At 71.1% G+C, this 18,079-nt stretch carries 18 protein-coding genes and 1 pseudogene; 9 read left to right on the top strand and 10 right to left on the bottom strand.

Going from position 1 to position 18,079, the window contains the following annotated elements; all coding sequences use genetic code 11:
• Window positions 1-90: 90 nt before the first annotated feature.
• From ACZ3KP_RS10330 to ACZ3KP_RS10320, 3 genes are all read right to left on the bottom strand, one after another.
• Window positions 91-1,215, bottom strand: a complete 1,125-nt coding sequence (locus ACZ3KP_RS10330) for an acyltransferase family protein (protein WP_467498035.1) — start codon at window positions 1,213-1,215, stop codon at window positions 91-93.
• 351 nt (window positions 1,216-1,566) lie between these two features.
• On the bottom strand, window positions 1,567-2,901 hold the full coding sequence (locus ACZ3KP_RS10325; protein WP_467498033.1) for an alpha-2,8-polysialyltransferase family protein: 1,335 nt from the start codon (window positions 2,899-2,901) through the stop codon (window positions 1,567-1,569).
• The gene (locus ACZ3KP_RS10320) at window positions 2,898-3,875 is read right to left on the bottom strand and encodes a glycosyltransferase family 2 protein (protein ID WP_132891370.1); all 978 of its coding nucleotides are present in this window, start codon (window positions 3,873-3,875) and stop codon (window positions 2,898-2,900) included. The genes ACZ3KP_RS10325 and ACZ3KP_RS10320 overlap by 4 nt, the downstream gene beginning before the upstream one ends.
• Window positions 3,876-4,073: 198 nt before the next feature.
• Between ACZ3KP_RS10320 and ACZ3KP_RS10315 the strand changes: the two genes are divergently transcribed.
• The 4 genes from ACZ3KP_RS10315 to ACZ3KP_RS10300 are packed head-to-tail and all read left to right on the top strand — an operon-like array spanning window position 4,074 to window position 8,855.
• Window positions 4,074-5,396, top strand: a complete 1,323-nt coding sequence (locus ACZ3KP_RS10315) for a DUF6716 putative glycosyltransferase (RefSeq protein WP_467498030.1) — start codon at window positions 4,074-4,076, stop codon at window positions 5,394-5,396.
• A gap of 59 nt (window positions 5,397-5,455) precedes the next feature.
• On the top strand, window positions 5,456-6,718 hold the full coding sequence (locus tag ACZ3KP_RS10310; RefSeq protein ID WP_467498028.1) for a cytidylyltransferase domain-containing protein: 1,263 nt from the start codon (window positions 5,456-5,458) through the stop codon (window positions 6,716-6,718).
• 15 nt (window positions 6,719-6,733) lie between these two features.
• On the top strand, window positions 6,734-7,669 hold the full coding sequence (locus ACZ3KP_RS10305; protein WP_467498026.1) for an N-acetylneuraminate synthase family protein: 936 nt from the start codon (window positions 6,734-6,736) through the stop codon (window positions 7,667-7,669).
• A 46-nt stretch (window positions 7,670-7,715) separates the two neighbouring features.
• Window positions 7,716-8,855, top strand: a complete 1,140-nt coding sequence (locus tag ACZ3KP_RS10300) for a hypothetical protein (protein WP_467498024.1) — start codon at window positions 7,716-7,718, stop codon at window positions 8,853-8,855.
• A gap of 43 nt (window positions 8,856-8,898) precedes the next feature.
• On the opposite strand, the gene ACZ3KP_RS10295 is transcribed toward ACZ3KP_RS10300, so the two are convergent.
• The 3 genes from ACZ3KP_RS10295 to ACZ3KP_RS10285 are packed head-to-tail and all read right to left on the bottom strand — an operon-like array spanning window position 8,899 to window position 10,008.
• Complete coding sequence (locus ACZ3KP_RS10295) at window positions 8,899-9,264, bottom strand: hypothetical protein (RefSeq protein ID WP_467498022.1); 366 nt, start codon at window positions 9,262-9,264, stop codon at window positions 8,899-8,901.
• Entirely contained in the window at window positions 9,245-9,451 is a 207-nt protein-coding gene (locus ACZ3KP_RS10290; RefSeq protein ID WP_467498020.1) for a DUF397 domain-containing protein, read from the bottom strand. The genes ACZ3KP_RS10295 and ACZ3KP_RS10290 overlap by 20 nt, the downstream gene beginning before the upstream one ends.
• Before the next feature lie 8 nt (window positions 9,452-9,459).
• Window positions 9,460-10,008, bottom strand: coding sequence for a DUF5753 domain-containing protein (locus ACZ3KP_RS10285; protein WP_467498092.1), 549 nt, complete (start codon window positions 10,006-10,008; stop codon window positions 9,460-9,462).
• 28 nt (window positions 10,009-10,036) lie between these two features.
• On the opposite strand from ACZ3KP_RS10285, the pseudogene ACZ3KP_RS10280 reads away from it, so the two are divergent.
• A pseudogene (locus tag ACZ3KP_RS10280) lies at window positions 10,037-10,669 on the top strand (hypothetical protein); the annotation flags it as partial.
• Between the two features lie 109 nt (window positions 10,670-10,778).
• Entirely contained in the window at window positions 10,779-11,321 is a 543-nt protein-coding gene (locus ACZ3KP_RS10275) for a hypothetical protein (RefSeq protein ID WP_467498018.1), read from the top strand.
• Here ACZ3KP_RS10275 and ACZ3KP_RS10270 read toward each other — a convergent pair.
• Both ACZ3KP_RS10270 and ACZ3KP_RS10265 read right to left on the bottom strand, forming a co-directional pair.
• The gene (locus tag ACZ3KP_RS10270) at window positions 11,290-12,495 is read right to left on the bottom strand and encodes an acyltransferase family protein (protein WP_467498016.1); all 1,206 of its coding nucleotides are present in this window, start codon (window positions 12,493-12,495) and stop codon (window positions 11,290-11,292) included. The genes ACZ3KP_RS10275 and ACZ3KP_RS10270 overlap by 32 nt on opposite strands.
• 147 nt (window positions 12,496-12,642) lie before the next feature.
• Complete coding sequence (locus tag ACZ3KP_RS10265) at window positions 12,643-13,368, bottom strand: GbsR/MarR family transcriptional regulator (protein WP_132891309.1); 726 nt, start codon at window positions 13,366-13,368, stop codon at window positions 12,643-12,645.
• A 223-nt stretch (window positions 13,369-13,591) separates the two neighbouring features.
• Between ACZ3KP_RS10265 and ACZ3KP_RS10260 the strand changes: the two genes are divergently transcribed.
• Window positions 13,592-14,263, top strand: a complete 672-nt coding sequence (locus ACZ3KP_RS10260) for a DUF4097 family beta strand repeat-containing protein (protein WP_467498013.1) — start codon at window positions 13,592-13,594, stop codon at window positions 14,261-14,263.
• A 120-nt stretch (window positions 14,264-14,383) separates the two neighbouring features.
• Window positions 14,384-15,472, top strand: coding sequence for a glutamate--cysteine ligase 2 (locus ACZ3KP_RS10255; RefSeq protein WP_467498010.1), 1,089 nt, complete (start codon window positions 14,384-14,386; stop codon window positions 15,470-15,472).
• A 16-nt stretch (window positions 15,473-15,488) separates the two neighbouring features.
• Here ACZ3KP_RS10255 and ACZ3KP_RS10250 read toward each other — a convergent pair whose 3' ends face one another.
• The gene (locus tag ACZ3KP_RS10250; RefSeq protein WP_467498008.1) at window positions 15,489-15,725 is read right to left on the bottom strand and encodes a DUF6480 family protein; all 237 of its coding nucleotides are present in this window, start codon (window positions 15,723-15,725) and stop codon (window positions 15,489-15,491) included.
• Window positions 15,726-15,753: 28 nt separating this feature from the next.
• Window positions 15,754-16,428: a class I SAM-dependent DNA methyltransferase gene (locus ACZ3KP_RS10245; protein WP_358978702.1), complete on the bottom strand. Its 675-nt coding sequence runs from the start codon at window positions 16,426-16,428 to the stop codon at window positions 15,754-15,756.
• A gap of 260 nt (window positions 16,429-16,688) precedes the next feature.
• On the opposite strand from ACZ3KP_RS10245, the gene ACZ3KP_RS10240 reads away from it, so the two are divergent.
• Window positions 16,689-17,906, top strand: a complete 1,218-nt coding sequence (locus tag ACZ3KP_RS10240; protein WP_467498006.1) for an amidohydrolase — start codon at window positions 16,689-16,691, stop codon at window positions 17,904-17,906.
• The last annotated feature ends 173 nt before the right edge of the window (window positions 17,907-18,079 follow it).

The raw sequence follows: 18,079 nt of genomic DNA, 5'->3' as shown, positions 1-18,079 counted from the left end.
GCGGTCGCGAGGGTGTCCAGGTTGTTCGTCACACAACGATCTTGGACACCCTCATTTACGTCTCTACAGGCACCCCTTGGAATAGATCATCTAGGCGGTCGTCTGCGGTGCGGACTTCAGAGCTCGCTTGAGGCGGAATCCGAGCGGCGTCTCCACGAAACGGTGGATCAGCCAGGCCAGTCCGAGCATGGTGCACACCGTGATCGCGAGCGTGGGCCAGGCCGGCAGCCCCCAGCCCCGGTGCAGCACCCGGATCGCGAACCATCCGAGGTGTTCGTGGATCAGGTAGAAGGGGTAGGTCAGCGCCCCGGCCGTGGTCAGCCAGGGCCAGGCCGCCCACCGGGTCCAGCCCGCGGCGACCGCCGCCACCGCCGCGTACGCCAGGGTGACGACCAGCATCACGACGTACGGGTCACGGGGTGAACCGTGGTGCCAGGCTCCCTCGGTGGCCATGCGCAGTCCGAGGATCCAGGAGAGCGCCACGATGCCCCACGGCAGGGCCTGGTTGCCGAAGCGGTGGACCAGGTAGAGGGCCAGGCCGCCGATGAAGTACGGGGCGTACTGCGGCATCACGACCAGCTCGGTCCAGGGGCCGCCCGCCGCGGTGGAGAGCACGGTGGCCAGCGTCCACACCGAGCAGAACAGCACCACCCTGCGGTAGGTGACGCCCGGCAGGACGACGGTCAGGGCGAACAGCGCGTAGAAGCGGACCTCGACCCACAGGGTCCAGCAGACGCCGAGGACGCGGGGCACGCCCATCGGCTGCTGCAGCATCGTCAGGTTGACCAGGAACTCGTCGAGCCGGACCGCGTGGACGACGGCAGGCAGCACCAGGGACGCGCCGGTGACCAGCAGCAGGGCCACCCAGTAGGCGGGGTAGAGGCGGGCGACCCGGGAGCGGAAGAAGTCGCCCAGCGAGCGGCCCCAGCTGCTCATGCAGATCACGAAGCCGCTGATGACGAAGAAGAACTCGACACCCAGGTTGCCGTAGACGGCCGCCTTGGACAGGGTCGGGAAGAGGTGGGCGGGGTTCTGGTGCCAGGACGCGGAGACGACTCCGCCGCGCCCGGTGTAGTGGTAGAGGCAGACCATCAGGGCGGCCAGCAACCGCAGTCCGTCGAGGGCGAGAAGCCGGGGGCGCGGCCGTCCGGAGGGCACGGGGACGACGGCGGTCTTCGCAGGCGAGGGCGTCGTGGTGGAGGTCGCGAGAGACATGGTCCGAAATGCTTACCAGGTGCTCGGCGGTTCATCATCCCATCCGGTCGGGGCCGTCCCCGGGGAGGGGAAGACCCCACCGACACCTGGACGAATCATAGGAAAGTCACATTAAACCGCGGGGTCGTCCCCTTGCCCGTCGTGCGTCGTTCACCGTGCGGTCGTTCCGGATTCCCGGTCCCTCCATCCGTCCCCCCGGCGCGGGTCACCGCGCCCCGCACAGCTGTTACACAAGCTTTGCCTGGCAGGGCCGGGACGACCGCCCGGGCGCCGAAGGGGCGGGTCCCGTCGATCGGGACCCGCCCCTTCGAGAAGCGGTTCGGCAACGCCCGGAAGGAGCGCGGGGAGTGCTCAGCGGCGCGCGCCCCGCCGCAGGCTGCGGGCCTTGCGGGCGACCCGGCGTACGGTCGCGTTGCGCGGGATGAACGCCAGCTGCGAGGGCACCCCGCCGGGCAGCGCGAGCGAGGTCAGGCGCCTGCGCTTGAAGTAGCGGATGGTGCGTTCGTTCAGGTGCTTGCTCAGGTAGCGCTCGGTCTCGACGCGCAGCTGCGGGTAGATCTTCGGCTGCATGGCGAAGCCCACCGCGCGGATCAGCGCCCCGAGCGCCTCGACGGACATGCCGGGACGCTGCTCCTCGACCGCCTTGCGGTCGGTGAGGTCGGGCACGAGCGCGTCGACGACGGTGACCGGGACCCGGTTGCTGTTCTCGTAGGGGACCAGCTTGTCGAGGAGTGTCTCGGTGCCGATCCGGGCGGTCGGCAGCCCGTAGAGCGCGGACGCGGTCAGCAGCGCGGTGGAGAAGCAGCCGACGACCAGGGCGGGACGCATCCTCTGGTAGAGCACCTCGGCGAGGGCCGTGGTGTCCAGGACCGTGAGCTCCACCTTGAGCTTCTCGGCCTCCTGCTCCAGGGACCGGGCGAACCGAGCGGGGGCGGAGGGGTGCGGCTTGAAGACGACCTTGGTGTGGCCGAGCTGCACCGCGCCCCTCAGCATCCGCACATGCAGGTGCTCCTCCTGCTCGGGGGTGAGGATCTCGAGCGCCGAGAGGTACTGGCCGAGCAGCAGCGCCGGTTCGTCGATCGCGGGCAGGTCGTCGCCGCTGGGCGCGAGTTCGGCCAGCACCTTGGTGAAGGCCGCGGTCGGCACGACCTCGGCCTCGACGCCGAACTCGGTGAGCAGCAGCGGCTTGAGGCCCGGCACCAGGTCCAGGTGCAGCACCCGGTCCACGCGGGTGCCGACCAGCGGGTCGATCTTGTTGCGGGTCGGGCCGTAGCTCATCAGGCCGTCGGCGTAGACCGTGACCGGGGCACCGGTGAAGATCTGGGTCAGGCTGAGCGAGGGGTTCACCTGGATCGACTCGACGGCGAACTCCACGTCGTCGTCGCCGAGCCGCCACTCGTGGCGCAGGAAGCGTTCCCACAGCGGCATGTCGTCCACCCGGGGGGCCCAGCCGCCCGGATGGAACGGGAAGATCGTCTCGTTGTACGAGATCACCTCGTCGAAGCGGTCGCGCAGCCGCTCGAAGCCCGGCGCCTCCTCCAGGCCCGGGGTGATCTCGGGGGTCGCCGCGTTGTTGCAGACCAGCAGGATGCGCCGGTCGGCCGGGCGGAAGGCGCCGGAGTCCAGGGCGGCCGCGAGGGTGGCGGTGCCGTAGAGGGTGGACGCCTGGAAGATCTGGGTGGTCACGCGGCGGCTCCCGCGGGGGCGGGACGGCGGCGCAGCCGGCGCAGCTTGGTGGCCCGCTGGAGGTCCATGGAGTCCAGGGCCTCGTCCAGCACGTCCTGCGGCATGCGCCGCAGCGCGGCGGCACTCATGGATTTCAGCTTCTTCGCCACCGCGGGCTCGAACCTTTCGATGGATCCCAGGTGATGGGAAATGATGGCGCAATACGTACGGACGGCCTTCGGCAGGAGGTCCTTCGCGTCGGCGTCCTGTGCGGTTTCCTCGATCACCTGGTCGAACGCGCGAATGAAATCGAGCTGACGGACGTCACCGATCTGCGTGAGTGAAGAGGCTACGCCACGCCGGTAGAAGACGCCGAGCAGGTTCACCGCGGCGAAGGAATCGGCTTCCCGGTGCAGCTTCCAGATCCACGGCCGGTCCTCGGCCGTTCGCAGTCCGTCCGTGAAATGCACGAGCCCCTTGTCCACCAGACGGCGGTGGTAGACACCCGCCCACGCGTAGGCGTAGTCGACGGAGGTGGACCGGTCGGCGGGCAGGATCGCGTCCCGCGGGTTCATCACGACGTTGCGCCGGCCGACCGGCACCCGGGTCACGAGCCGGGCCCGCGCCGTGCACTGCACGTGGTCGGTGCGGACGAAGTCGCAGCCCAGCGACTCGATGGCGGCCACCAGGTCCGGGTAGTAGCCCGGTGCGAGCCAGTCGTCCCCGTCCAGGAAGGTCACGTACTCGCCGCGCGCCCTGTCGATGCCGGTGTTGCGCGCGGTGGCCAGACCTCCGTTCTGTTCGTGTCTGACATGGACCGCGCCGGGCAGTTCGCGCTCTGCTCGCGCGAGAATCTCTGGAGTCCCGTCGGTCGAGCAGTCGTCGACGAGAATGAATTCGAAGTCCTCACGCGCGTTCGCGCGCAGACTCCTCAGGGTGTCGGGCGCGTATTGCTGCACGTTGTAGAACGGCACGATGACGGAGAGCTTGACCACGTGAGGGACGTTAGATGAGTGCCCGTCGCGCGTCTTGACCGCCGCCTTGATACCAGGTGAACGACATGTGGCGAGGTCGTGAACCGGGGCTTTTCGGCGGCCGATCCCAGGTCGATTCGCCATTCGGCGACGTGTTGTTAACCCTTTGTTGCATTCGGGTTCGGGAGATCCTCGGAATGGCTTCCTAGCGTCCTCGGTGTGCCAGTAAGTGCAACGAAGTCCCTGCGGGTGGCCGTCCTGGCGGATTCCGACACCCGGTGGAAGTGGGGCGCCCTCACCGCGAAGCGCCTCGCCCCGGGCGAAGGCGACGACTCGGACGTCCGGCTCGACGGCTATCTCCTGCGCGGCCGCGCCACCCCCACCGCCCGCCAGCTCCAGGAGGTCGGCGTCCACGCGGACTCGCTCCGCGAGGTGACGGCCGTCGAGTTCCTGAGAGAGATGGAGCGGCAGTCGTACGACGTCCTCGTCCTCTCCCTCGTCGGCGGCGGGGTGCAGGCCATGCTGCACGGACTGCGGGCCGCCTGGGCCGGCCGGGAGAAGCGCCCCGTCGTCGTCACCGGCTACGTCGGCGTCGTCTACGAGAAGCTCGCCGACGGCCTGCTGCTGCGCCACGGCGCGGACCTCGTCCTCGCCAACTCCCGCCAGGACGCCGAGCGTTTCCGCGCGGTGTACGACGGGGTGGGCGCCGACTCCGGCGCGGTGACCGAGGTCGCGCTGCCGTTCCTCGGCGGAGCGCCCTACGAAGGGGAGCACAAGCCCTGCACCGTGGTCTTCGCCGCCCAGCCGTCCGTCCCGGACAGCCGCAAGGACCGCGCCTACCTGCTCGACCGGCTGATCCAGCACGCCCGCAGGCACCCCGAGCGCGAGGTGCTGCTCAAACTGCGCTCCAAGCCCGGCGAGCACACCACCCACATCGAGGAACTGCCGTACCAGAAGCTGGTCCAGGGCCAGGACGTGCCCGCCAACTTCCGGCTGGTCTACGGACACATGGGCGAGGTGCTCGACCACACCGACCTCCTGGTGACCATCAGCTCGACGGCCGCCCTGGAGGCCCTGCACCGGCGGATCCCGACCGTGGTCCTCACCGACCTCGGCATCCGCGAGACGCTCGGCAACCACCACTTCGTCGGCTCCGGCTGCCTCGCCTCCTGGGACCAGCTCGACGCCGGACACCGCCCGGTCGCCGACCCCGAGTGGGTCGCCCGGCAGGGCGTCGCCGCCGACGGCTCGTACGCCACGGCCTTCGACGCCGGCCGCGAGCGCATCGCGAAGCTGCTCGCCCGGCCCGGCGGACTGCCGCCCCTGAACCCGTACTACACACCCGAGACCGCGCCCGGCTACCTGCCCGGCATCCTGGCCCGCCACCACCTCGGCCCCGACGGTGTCCCGCTGCCCGGCGCACCCGCCGCCGACAAGGCCCCGGGACCCGTCCGCCAGATCGTGCGCCGGGCCGCCCGCGGCGCCTACCGCCACGGCGTCCAGCGGGTGGCCCCCGTGATCCGACGAATGGGAGAGCTGTGAGCGACCGGATCCCGCACCAGGCGTCGCCGGCGCCTGCCGGACCTGAAGGAACAGAGCCGATGCCCCACCTCGAAGGGGCGAACCTGCCCCGCGTCCTCGCCGTCATCCCCGCCCGGGGCGGCTCCAAGGGCGTGCCCGCCAAGAACCTCGCCCCGGTCGGCGGGATCCCGCTGGTCGCCCGCGCCGTCCGCGAGTGCGTCGCCTCCCGGCTGGTGACCGACGTGGTGGTCTCCACCGACGACCAGGCCATCGCCGCCGCGGCCCGCTCCGCCGGCGCCGAGGTGGTGCTGCGGCCCGCCGCCATCGCCGGTGACACCGCCACCTCCGAGGCCGCCGTCCTGCACGCCATGGACGCCCACGAGGCGCTGCACGGCGCCCGGGTCGACGTGGTGCTGCTCGTGCAGTGCACCAGCCCCTTCATCGTCCGCGAGGACATCGACGGAGTGGCCGGCGCGGTCGTCGAGAACGGCGCGGACACCGCCCTGACCGTGGCCCCCTTCCACGGCTTCGTCTGGCGCGACGAGGCGCACGCCCCGGTACCGGTCGCGGCTGCCGGTGACGCCGGCGAGGCACCGGTCAGCGGCGGCTTCGGCGTCAACCACGACAAGTCGTTCCGGCCGCGCCGCCAGGACCGCCCCCAGGACTTCCTGGAGACCGGTGCCGCCTACGCGATGCGCGCCGACGGCTTCCGCGAGCACCAGCACCGCTTCTTCGGCCACACCGAGCTGGTGCGGACCGACCCCGCGCGCGTGCTGGAGATCGACGACCCGCACGAGCTGGCGCGCGCCCGCGCCCTGGCCCCGCTCTTCGACGCGGACCGCCCCGGCGCGCTGCCGACCGCCGACGACGTGGACGCGGTCGTACTGGACTTCGACGGCACCCAGACCGACGACCGGGTGCTGATCGACGCCGATGGAAAGGAGTTCGTCTCCGTGCACCGCGGCGACGGACTCGGCATCGCCGCCCTGCGCAGGAGCGGGCTGAAGATGCTGATCCTCTCCACGGAGCAGAACCCGGTCGTCGCCGCCCGGGCCCGGAAACTCCGGATCCCGGTCCTGCACGGCATCGACCGCAAGGACCTCGCCCTCAAACAGTGGTGCGAGGAGCAGGGCATCGCTCCCGAGCGCGTGCTCTACGTCGGAAACGACGTCAATGACCTCCCGTGCTTCGCCGTAGCCGGCTGGCCCGTGGCGGTCGCGAGCGCCCACGACGTCGTACGCGGCGCCGCACGCGCGGTCACCACCCTGCCCGGTGGTGACGGCGCGATCCGAGAGATCGCCAGCTGGATCCTCGGCCCCTCTCTCGATTCCCTCCCGAAGTAAGGACACCCCACAGTCATGAGCAACTCCCGTCTGCGCCAGTTCGGTTCCCGTGAGGTCGGTCCCGGCAAGCCCGTCTACATCTGCGGCGAGATCGGCATCAACCACAACGGTGAGCTGGAGAACGCCTTCAAGCTGATCGACGTCGCCGCCGAGGCCGGCTGTGACGCCGTCAAGTTCCAGAAGCGCACCCCGGAGATCTGCACCCCGCGCGACCAGTGGGACATCGAGCGCGACACCCCCTGGGGCCGCATGACCTACATCGACTACCGCCACCGCGTGGAGTTCGGTGAGGACGAGTACCGCCAGATCGACGACTACTGCAAGACCAAGGGCATCGACTGGTTCGCCTCCCCGTGGGACACCGAGGCCGTCGCCTTCCTGGAGAAGTTCGACGTCCCCGCCCACAAGGTCGCCTCCGCCTCCCTCACGGACGACGAGCTGCTCAGGGCGCTGCGCGCCACCGGCCGCGCCGTGATCCTCTCCACCGGCATGTCCACCCCGAAGCAGATCCGCCACGCGGTCGAGGTCCTGGGCAGCGAGAACATCCTCATGTGCCACGCCACCTCGACCTACCCGGCCAAGGCCGAGGAGCTGAACCTCCGCGTCATCAACACGCTGGAGAAGGAGTACCCGAACGTCCCGATCGGCTACTCCGGCCACGAGACCGGCCTGCAGACCACCCTCGCCGCCGTCGCCCTCGGCGCCACCTTCGTCGAGCGCCACATCACCCTCGACCGCGCCATGTGGGGCTCCGACCAGGCCGCCTCCGTGGAGCCGCAGGGCCTGCAGCGCCTGGTCCGCGACATCCGCATCATCTCCGAGTCCCTCGGTGACGGCGTCAAGAAGGTCTACGACTCCGAGCTCGGCCCGATGAAGAAGCTGCGCCGCGTCAACGGTGTCGTCGCCGAGGCGGAGATCGCCGCGGCCGCCGGCGAGCCGGTCCAGGTCTGAGCCGAGTCTGACTGATGTGTCACGACGACGGGACGGTCGTACGTCGATGAGCCCCCGCGCCGGGAAGTCCGGCCCCCACACCCTCGCGTTCGTCGAGAGTCCGGTGCAGCTGCTCAACGTGCTGGAGTGGGCGCACGTCCACGACCGGCGCGGGCCGGCGGAGCCGATGCCGGCCGTGCCCAACCAGGTACGGCGCTCGGTGTCCGGCATACCTGCGCCCGGCGCGGAACTCACGATCGTCGTCCTGTCGCCGACGGACCCCATGACCCGGGGCCAGCTGCGCCGCATGGCGGACCTGGCCCGCGACGAGGGGCACCGCGTCCGCTGGGAGGAGGCGCGCGGTGGCACCACCGCCCCCTTCCAGACGATCGGCGGCCTGGCGGGCCCGCTCCGCCGGGCCGACCGCGTCGTCATGGGAGACCCCTTCTCCCGCTACGTGCAACTACTCCTGACGATCACCCGTGCCCGCGACCTGGTGGTCGTCGACGACGGCACGGCGACGATGGAGTTCGTCGCCCAGCTGGCCCGCGGCGAACGCCTGGTCCGCTGGCACCGCAAGGGCGGCAGACCCGGCGCCCGGGACCTGCTCTTCGCCCCGGTCTCCTCCTCCGCCCGGCGCCGGCTGACCCCCAGTGACCGCCGGCGCGTCGAGGTCTTCTCGTCCATGCCGATGACGGACACCCCGCGGGGCGTGACGGTCACCGCCAACGACTTCGGCTGGACCCGGGCCCGCTTCGGCCCGCCGCGCATCACCAAGGGCGCGGACATGGTCGGCACGTCCCTGGTGGAGACCGGCGTGGTCGACGGCGACCGTTACCTGGAGGCCGTCCAGACCCTCGCCAAGGCCCACGGCGCGACCCGCTACTTCGCGCACCGCCGCGAGAGCACCGAGAAACTCCACCGCCTCGCCGCCGAGACGGGCCTGGAGATAGTCCGCCCGGACCTCCCCCTGGAGCTCATCGCCCGCCGCGGCCCCGTAGGCCGTACGATCCTCAGCTTCCCCTCCACCGTCGTGCACACCCTGCCCCTCGCCCTGGTCGGCACGGGCGTCCGGGTCGCCGTCTGCGACATCGACCCGACATGGCTGACCCAGAACGCCTCCCCCAGGGCCCAGGGCTTCCTCTCCGGCGTCACGGGCACAGCGAGGGACGTCCACCGACTGGCAACGGTGACAAGCCCGGCGTAGGGCACGGCAGGACGCCCGCCCCGGACGCGGGGCGGGCGCCAGTTCACCCTTCGTCGTCCTCGTCGGGACCCAGTTCGGGCAGGGTGCCGTTCAGCGTGCCGTACGCGTCGTACAGGTCCTCGACGGCCCGGACCATGCCCTCCAGGCCCGGCTCCCGGACGATGACGAGACCCTTCATCCAGAAGTAGGCCCCGCCCAGCGCGTCACCGCTGACCCGCTCCCGGTCCATGACTTCCCGGATCCTGCCCATCGTCAGAATGCTGGCGAACCACCGCTCACCGCCCGGCCCCTCGACAAGTACGTCCCCATCCTCCAGTGTCCCGGGGTCCTCACCCGTCCCCAGCGTGAACCGGAAGGTGAGCCTGGCCCGCCGAACGGTCCAGAACGGCTCATCGACCTCGATGTCCATACGGCTCCTCTTTCAGGGCAGAGAGGAAGCGTACGAAGACCCCGGCCGGGAAGGAGAGCGCGCCTGCGGCGGGGTCCTTGGAGTCGCGGACGAATATGTGGGCGGGGCCGGTGGCCACTTCGACGCAGTCGTTGCCCTCGCCTCCGCCGGAGTACGACGACTTCTTCCATGGGGCGCGGGCGGTCATGCCGGTCCTCACAGCTCCTTGGTCAACTGATTGATGAGGTCACGTGACAGGTGCGACGGCAGTGCTGCTTCCCTAACCTTACGGAAGAGCTTTCGAAAGTGCTCCAGTTGTGCCGTGGAGTCGATGAAGGCCGTGCCGTGCGGAGCATCACGTACGACTGTGTCCAACCGCGGCACCGCTGCACCTACATGCACCATCGTGCTCCCGGCTCCCGCGAAGTCGGCCAACGCCAAGGGCACGACCCGCACGGTGATGTGGTCGGCCTCGGACAGCTCCAGGATGCGGGTCAACTGATCGCGGGTTGCGGCCTTCCCGGCCACGTTGATGCGGAGCGCCGCCTCATGGATGACGGTCTCGTACGGGATGGGATCGGAGCCCTCGATGACCACCCTCCGCTTCATCCTGTGTTCCACCCGTAGCTCCACCTCGGCATCAGGAAACTCTGGATTCATGTAGGCGAACAGGGCCCGGGCGTAATCCTCCGTCTGGAAGAGCCCCGGTACGTGAATCACGGCCACGTCGTTGCGGAACCTTGCATGGTGGTCCAGCTCGGCCAGGTCCTGGTAGGCGGCGGGGAGAACGCCTCGGAAGCGCGGCAGCTGGCCGTACTACCTCTCGTACCTCTACGAGAAGTACCGGTGCGACCCGGTGCTGATCGTGACCACGCAGAGCAGGACGACGGCGAAGTGGGCTTCGCAGCCGATCCAGATCGGCTTCCCCGGGTGGGAGTCGCTGATCGTGCGACCGCTGGTGCTGGGGCCGGACAACGTGCCGGTGATCGCCGACGCCCGGGAGGCCGAACGGGACGTACCTCTTGCGGTGCTTTCGGCCATGACACACGGGCGCGGCCGCAACGCCGCGGCCATACTGGAGTCGCTGGCAGCCGCCCTGAAGACCATCGACCGCGACAGCGCCGCGGTGTTCGTGCAGTTCGTCGACTCGTGCCTGGTGGATCCTCAGGCGAAGCAGATGTGGAGGGACCTGATGACGGCGATGCAGTACTTCTGGCGGCACCCGCTGGCGGAGCAGGTGCGGGAGGAAGGGCGCGTGGAGCAGTGCGCCGAGATGGTCCTTCGTGTCCTGGAATGGCGTGGCATTGCGGTGAGCGATGCGGTGCGGGAGCGGGTGGGTGCCTGCACCGATCTGGCGCAGTTGGAGAAGTGGGCTCAGCGGGCGGTGCACGTCACCGACGAGGCGGAGCTGTTCGGCGGGGAGTGAGCGCGGTGTTGGTCAAGACTGCGTCATGGGGCGCCGGGGGCTGAGAGGGGGAGGGGCGGCCGACGTACTAAGGGAGCAGCAGACGCGACTCCCGACGAAGGGCGACCTCTTGATCCCGCGACGCATCGTCCCCAACCTGGTCGCGGGGCTCGCCTCCGCCCTCCTGCTGGGAGCGTGCGGCTCCTCGACCGGTGCCGCTCCGGCAGCTCCGGCCTCGTCCGCTCCCGCGCCGCCCGTCACGCCGGCCACGCCCGCCACGTCGGCCGCTTCGACGCCGGCCACCGGGTCCCCGGACACCACCACGTCCGTGACGGCCAGGACGCTCGACGGCGTCGGCATCGTGGTCACCGACGAACGGGGACTGGCCCTCTACCGTTACGACAAGGACCAGCCCAGCCCCTCGAAGTGGACGTGCTCCGGTGCGTGCACGAAGACGTGGATACCCGTCATCGTGCAGGGCTCCGTCGGGACCGCAGGGGTCGAGAAGAGCCTCCTCGGCACGGTCCACCGCAACGGCAGGACCCAGCTGACCCTCGCCGGCTGGCCGCTCTACCGGTACGTCGGCGACACGGCGGCCGGACAGGTCAACGGCCAGGGCAAGGACGGCGCGTGGTACGCCGTCACCCCCGCCGGAAAGAAGTCCGCGGGCTGATCCCCGTAAGTCCGCGGACGGCCGACTTCCAGGACCTGTTCTGTTTGAACGGGACTTCGAAGGTCCTGGAGAACAGCCAGGCCCCGGCTGTCGCGAGCGGCAGGCCCACCGCGAGCGTGAAGCCGAACGTGGGCAGTCCCTGGGACACGTAGTGCGGGGCCACGCGGCGGATCACGGCCAGGACGATCGGCAGGTGGATCAGGTAGAGGCTGTAGGAGAAGTCGCCGAGGGCGCGGACGGGTCGGGCGGTCAACAGGCGTACCAGGAACGCCGGTTGGCCGGTGGCGACCGCGGCCAGCAGCATCGTCATGGCCGGGGCGACGGCGAGGTCGATCCAGAAGTAGTGGTTCACCGTCCAGGCGGCCCCCCGCACGGCACCGACAGCCAGGACGGGCAGGGCGGCCAGGACGGCGAACCATCCCCACGGCAGACGTCGGACCCGGTCCGACCCGCTGATGATCCCGGCGCCCACCACCCCGGCGGCGAACACGGGCGCGAGGTCCGGGGCCAGCCAGTTGTCGCCCTCGACGGGGGACGCGCCCGGGGCCGTCAGCCCGTAGGCGACCACCGGGATCGTCACGCACGCGGCCAGCAGTGCCGCACCCCACCGACGACGGACGAACAGGAGGAGGGGGAAGAGGAGGTACAGCTCGGACTCCACCCCGATCGACCAGAACGCACCGTTCGGCGTCGGGGCGGTGACGACGTCCTGGGCGACGAGGCCGTACACCAGTACCGTCTCGCCGGTCGGCGGCCCGAAGTGGGAGGCCGGCACCACGAACCAGGAGACGAGCAGGCTCAGGGCCAGCGCCGCCCAGTACGGGGGCAGGATGCGCCAGGCCCGCCGGCGCAGGAAGCGGCCTACGCCGCCCGAGCGCCAACCGTGCCGCGCCGGGGATAGCGCCAGGGAGAACCCGGAGAGGACCAGGAAGAAGACGACGGCCAGCCGCCCGAACATCAGGCCGTCCAGCCACCGGGGCGCCGAGCTGTGGGGGTAGCCGGGGAAGGTGTACAACCAGCAGTGGAACAGGACGACGTAGAGGGCTGCGAGGCCACGCAGACCGTCCAGGCCCGCCAGTTGCCGACGGGCGGGCGGGGCGCTTTCCGCCGCCCCCTGACCGGACGGGGCGGCGGCCAGGTCGAGAACGCCGCCGGCCGGACGGCTCGAATCCACTGAGATGGCGCAGCCCTTCCCCCGGTCGCCGAGCACCTCGCGCCGACGACGCCTCCCGGCGGCCCGCTGCCGCCCGCAGTACCAGGTACGTCACATCGCCCCGAGGCGTTCATCCACGCCGGGTCCGGCCGCCCACGGTCCGGCCGCCTACGGGTGCGGGGGGCCGGGCTTCGTGTGGAGCACCGCGCGGGCCTGTTCCGCCGCGCGGGCGATGCTCTCGGAGACGAAGTCCACGAACCGTGCGATGTTCTCCAGACGCTCGGCGGCCGGGGTGCCGGGGCCGAGCACGGCGACGCCCTGCCGTGCCGTCTCCCCGAGGTGGGCGGTGGCGCGGGCGCTCGCCATCGTCGACTGGTACATGACGTCGTCGTCGACGACGTACCGCTCACGGCGGCGCTCGTCGCGCTCGCGCCGGACCAGGCCCTGGCTCTCCAGGAACGCGATCGCCTTGGAGACGGTCGCCGGACTGACCTGGAGGCGCCGGACCAGTTCCGCCGCGGTGAGGCTGCCCGCGTCGGTGGTGTACAGGCAGACCAGGACCCGGGCCGTCATCCGGGGCAGCCCCGACTGCATGAAGACGGTGGTCAGCAACTCCTCGTAGCCCCGTACGGCCTCGGAGTCGCGCCCGTGCGGCTCCGGCGGCGTGCCCGGGTCGCGGGGTGCGGCCGGGCGGCGGCGGTGGGCGCGGTGCTCGGTGGCGCGGTGGGCGAGGTCGGCGCGGTAGGAGGTGGGGCCGCCGTTGCGCATCACCTCGCGGGTGACGGTCGACGTCGGCCGGTCGAGCCGACGGGCGATCTCCGCGTAGGCGAGGCCGTCGGCCAGTCCCAGCGCGATCTGCTGGCGCTCCTGCTGGGTGAGTCTGCCTCCCGGCATCGCGGCCTCCTTCGGGGGGTGCTTGACGGGTCCAGGGTAGCGTTCACCCTTCATCCATTGCAACGATGAGTGATCTGGCGTTGCGTTAGATTCACCTCCATTGCAATGAAATTGGTGCTGTGAGCTGCTTGTTCATCGACGCAATGCAACGTTGCTGTTGCCCGATCTATAAACGCAACGTAGCGTTTCTGACATCGGAAACAACGAGTCCAAGGAGCGCACGATGCAGAAGTTCGACACCCCCGCCCCGGTCTCCGTCGTCCTGGACATCCCCGCCGGGGCGATCCGGTTCATCGCGGCCGACCGGGCCGACACCACCGTCGAGGTCCGGCCCGCCGACCCCGCGAAGGGCCGGGACGTGAAGGCGGCGGAGCAGGCCGAGGTCTCCTACGGCGACGGGGTCCTGCGGGTCGGGATCCCGGCCGCGAAGAACCGGATCCTCGGCAACTCCGGAGCCGTCGAGGTGACCGTCCAGCTGCCCGCCGGTTCCCGGGTCGACGCGAAGGCGGCCCTCGCCGAACTCCGGGGCGTGGGGCGGCTCGGCGACGTCACCTTCGAGGGCGCCCAGGCGACCGTCAAGCTCGACGAGACCGGCGACGTCCGCCTCACCCTCCAGGCCGGTGACATCGAGGTCGGCCGGCTGGGCGGCGCCGCGGAGATCAGCACCCTGAAGGGCGACATCGGCATCGCCGAGGCCGTCCGCGGCACCGTCACGCTCCACACCCAGCACGGCGCCATCTCCGTCGGCGCGGCCCGCGGCGTCTCCGCCACCCTGGATGCCGCCACCGCCTACGGCCGGATCAGCAACACGCTCCAGAACGCCGACGGTGCCGGCGCGGGCCTGAACATCACCGCGAACACCTCCTACGGCGACATCACCGCCCGCAGCCTGTGACCCGCCCGGCTCCCGGCCGCCGCCCCGGCGCACCCACAGGTGTTCCGGGCGGCGGCCTGGGAAGTCGGGGGTTACCAATCTGCCGCGAAGGTCGTGGCACGGACGGGAGGGCGGAGCGGCGTGCGTACCGTCGGTGTGGAGGAAGAGCTCCTGCTCGTCGACCCCGAGACCGGAGAGCCCAGGGCGCTCGCCGCGGCGGTGCTGGCGCGGGCCTCGCTGGCCGATCCCGGGCAGGACGTGTTCGAGAAGGAGCTCTACGGCCAGATGCTGGAGTTCGCCACCCGGCCGCAGTCCGTGATGGCGGACCTGGGCGAGGAACTCGTCCGGTGCCGCAAGGAGGCCGCCCGGCTGGCGGGGGAACTGGGCAGCACGGTCGCCGCGCTCGCCACCTCACCGCTGCCCGTCAGCCCCACGGTCAGCGTGAGCCGCCGCTACCAGTGGATGGCCGAGGAGTACGGCATCTCCACCCGTGAGCAACTGGTGTGCGGATGCCACGTGCATGTCGCCGTGGACTCCGACGAGGAGGGCGTGGCGGTGCTGGACCGGCTGCGGCCGTGGCTGCCGGTGCTCGTCGCGCTCAGCGCCAACTCGCCCTTCTGGCAGGGCAGCGACACCGGCTACGCCAGCTACCGCAGCCGGGTGTGGATGCGCTGGCCGTCCGCCGGGCCGACCGAACTGTTCCGGTCTCCCGAGCGCTACCACCGGCTGGTCTCGGACATGGTCGCCACCGGCGTCGTCCTGGACGAGGGGATGGTCTACTTCGACGCCCGGCTGGCCCGGCGCTATCCGACCGTGGAGATCCGGGTCTCCGACGTCTGCCTGCGGGCGGAGACCGCCGTCCTCGTGGCCACCCTCGCCCGGGCGCTGGTGGAGACCGCGGCGCGGGAGTGGCGGGCCGGGAAGGAACCGGTCGACCACGGCGTGAGCCTGATCCGGCTCGCCGCCTGGCGGGCCGCCCGCTCCGGGCTCCAGGGGGACCTGCTCGACCCTGTCACCCTGCGGCCCCGCCCCGCGCGGGACGTGATCGGCGCCCTGTTGGCGCACGTGAAGGACGCGCTCGCCGACACCGGCGACCTCGCGGCCGCCCAGGAGGGTGTCGAGCGGTTGCTGCGCCACGGCAACGGCGCCGACGAACAGCGCAGGCTGCTGGAGCGCACCGGCAGCCTGCGGGACGTCGTCACCGAGTGCGTCCGCCACACCCAGGCCTGAAGGTGCTCGCGTGTGCCTACTGGAGGATCAGCACCAGCGCGTAGACCAGGAAGAAGGCCGCGACGAGCGCGACGAGGAGCAGGATCAGGGTCAAGGGGGCCTTGGCCCAGCCCTGGGTCGGGTTGTGCGTCTCCCGGGGCCCGGCACCCGGCAGGCTGCTCTCGGCGGGCGGGGTCTCGCCGGGCGGGACACCGCCTCCGGGTTCCAGCCCGGTGGTCCGCTCGGGCTCCGGATCGGGGTTCACCTGGCTCATGCCCCCCGAGTGACCGGACCGGGCCGGGTCATCGGCCGGAGTGCCCCTCCTTCGGTTTCCGCGCCAGGACGAACGCCCGCGGCCACGTCTCGCCCTCCAGCGGCTCCCGGATCAGGGTCGCCGCCACGTCCAGACCCGCCTTGGAGAGCATGTCGCCCACCGCGTACGCCGGACGCCAGTGGTAGCGGAGGTCGATCCGGTGGCCGAAGCGCTCGGTGAGGTGCAGCCCGGGCGGCTCGCCCTTCTGGAAGGCCAGCAGGACATGGCCCCCGGGGACCAGGACGCGGTGGAACCCGGCGAAGGTGTCCGGGAGGTGGGCGTCGGGGATGTGGATGATCGAGTAGAGGGCGAGGATGCCGCCCAGGGTCGCGTCGGGCAGGTCGAGCGACGTCATCGAGCCCAGGTGGAAACGGACCCCGGGGTGGGCCGCACGGGCCAGGGCGACCATCGCGGGCGAGAGGTCGATGCCGAAGGCCGGTACGCCCAGGTCGTTCACATGGGCGGTGACGTCCCCCGGGCCGCTGCCCAGGTCGGCCACCGGCGCGGTGCCGTTCGCCTTCACCAGCGCGGCGAACGCGCCGATCAGGGACATGTCCACCGGCCGGTCGGGGAGGCCGGGGTGGGCGGTGGCGTAGTCCTTGGCGATCGTGTCGTAGGACGTACGGGTGGTCTCTATGAAGTCGGTCGTGTCCGAGTCCGTCACGGACGCGCAGGCTACCGGGCGGGCGTGGGCCGCGTGGCGAAGTCGCGGTACCGGTCCGGTCGCGTTTCGGTCCGTGGACAGAACCGGCGTGATCGTCGTCAGACGTGGTATGCGTGGAAGAGGAAACATACGTGTTACCCAGCCACGTCCGAGGTCATGCCTACCCGGTCAGAGTTTCTTCCCCTAACGGGCTGAACTTTTGTTGATCTCGGGTCAGTTGACCCTTCGGGCGTCCTACCCTTCAGAGGGTGAACCAATTGATGTCCCTAGAGTCCGAGGCCGACCTCCCCGGGGATGTGCTCCCCGGCGTGCTCAGCGAGGAGCTGCACGCCGAACTCGTGGCCTTCCGCCGCGACCTGCACATGCACCCCGAGCTAGGCAACCAGGAGTTCCGCACCACGGCCGCGATCAAGGAACGGCTGGAGAAAGCCGGGCTGCGACCGCGTGTCCTCGGGTCGGGGACCGGGCTCCTCTGTGACATCGGGCCGGCCGGGGACGGGCTGCCGATGCTCGCCCTGCGCGCCGACATCGACGCGCTGCCCATCCCGGACATGAAGACCGAGTGCCCGTACCGGTCCACCGTCCCGGACCGGGCGCACGCCTGCGGGCACGACGTGCACACGACCGTGGTGCTGGGCGCCGGGCTGGTCCTCGCGGACCTGCACCGGCAGGGGAAGCTGCCGCGCCCCGTGCGGCTGCTCTTCCAGCCCGCCGAGGAGGTGCTGCCCGGCGGCGCCGCCGACGCCATCGCGGACGGGGTGCTGGACGGGGTGGGGCGGATCATCGCCGTGCACTGCGACCCCCGGGTGGACGCCGGGCGGATCGGGCTCAGGACCGGTGCCATCACCAGCGCCTGCGACCGGATCGAGGTGGCCCTGGACGGGCCCGGCGGGCACACCGCCCGGCCACATCTGACCACCGACCTGGTCACCGCCGTCGCCCGGGTCGCCGTGGACGTGCCGGCGCTCATCGGGCGGCGCGTGGACACCCGCAGCGGTCTCGCCGTGACCTGGGGGCGGATCGAGTGCGGACACGCGCCCAACGTCATCCCGCAGCACGCCGAGCTCTCCGGGACCGTGCGCTGCCTGGACATCGAGGCGTGGCGGCAGGCGCCCGACGTGGTGTACGCGGCCGTCGAGGAGATCGCCACGCTGCACCGGGCCAAGTCCGAGATCAACTACGTGCGCGGGGTGCCGCCGGTCGTCAACGACCCGGTGGTCACCGAACTGCTCCGGGAGGCGATGATCGCCCGCCGTGGTTCCGAGGCCATCGAGACGACCGAGCAGAGCCTCGGCGGGGAGGACTTCTCCTGGTACCTGGAGCACGTCCCGGGCGCCCTGGCGCGGCTCGGGGTGCGGACCCCCGGTGAGCGGACCGTGCGCGACCTGCACCAGGGCGACTTCGACGCCGACGAGCGGGCCATCACCGTGGGCGTGGAACTCTTCACGGCCGCCGCCCTGATCGACGCGACCATGTAGGCATACCGTCGCGAGTCATATCAAACGCCGGCAGAAACGGTCCCCTTGCCACCGCCCCGGGCCGCCGCCCACCCGGCTACGACTCGGTACCCGATCGGCCGCCGATCGCCCGGTCGGCCCGGCGGCCCCCGGCCTGGGTGTCCACCCGGCTGCCTGGGGCCCGCGTGCTCGCT

The sequence above is a fragment of the Streptomyces sp. NPDC020958 genome (genome assembly GCF_055562175.1).
The sequence above is the reverse complement of the archived record's forward strand: the minus strand, read 5'-3'. Positions and strand labels throughout refer to the sequence as shown.

What these genes read in the sequence shown, in the direction of transcription:
- ACZ3KP_RS10305 (WP_467498026.1), top strand. Translation starts at nt 6,734, where the DNA reads ATGAGCAACTCCCGTCTGCGCCAGTTCGGTTCCCGTGAGGTCGGTCCC.
- ACZ3KP_RS10250 (WP_467498008.1), bottom strand. Translation starts at nt 15,725, where the DNA reads ATGAGCCAGGTGAACCCCGATCCGGAGCCCGAGCGGACCACCGGGCTG.
- ACZ3KP_RS10260 (WP_467498013.1), top strand. Translation starts at nt 13,592, where the DNA reads ATGCAGAAGTTCGACACCCCCGCCCCGGTCTCCGTCGTCCTGGACATC.
- ACZ3KP_RS10290 (WP_467498020.1), bottom strand. Translation starts at nt 9,451, where the DNA reads ATGACCGCCCGCGCCCCATGGAAGAAGTCGTCGTACTCCGGCGGAGGC.
- ACZ3KP_RS10330 (WP_467498035.1), bottom strand. Translation starts at nt 1,215, where the DNA reads ATGTCTCTCGCGACCTCCACCACGACGCCCTCGCCTGCGAAGACCGCC.
- ACZ3KP_RS10265 (WP_132891309.1), bottom strand. Translation starts at nt 13,368, where the DNA reads ATGCCGGGAGGCAGACTCACCCAGCAGGAGCGCCAGCAGATCGCGCTG.
- ACZ3KP_RS10240 (WP_467498006.1), top strand. Translation starts at nt 16,689, where the DNA reads ATGTCCCTAGAGTCCGAGGCCGACCTCCCCGGGGATGTGCTCCCCGGC.
- ACZ3KP_RS10295 (WP_467498022.1), bottom strand. Translation starts at nt 9,264, where the DNA reads ATGGACATCGAGGTCGATGAGCCGTTCTGGACCGTTCGGCGGGCCAGG.
- ACZ3KP_RS10310 (WP_467498028.1), top strand. Translation starts at nt 5,456, where the DNA reads ATGCCCCACCTCGAAGGGGCGAACCTGCCCCGCGTCCTCGCCGTCATC.
- ACZ3KP_RS10300 (WP_467498024.1), top strand. Translation starts at nt 7,716, where the DNA reads ATGAGCCCCCGCGCCGGGAAGTCCGGCCCCCACACCCTCGCGTTCGTC.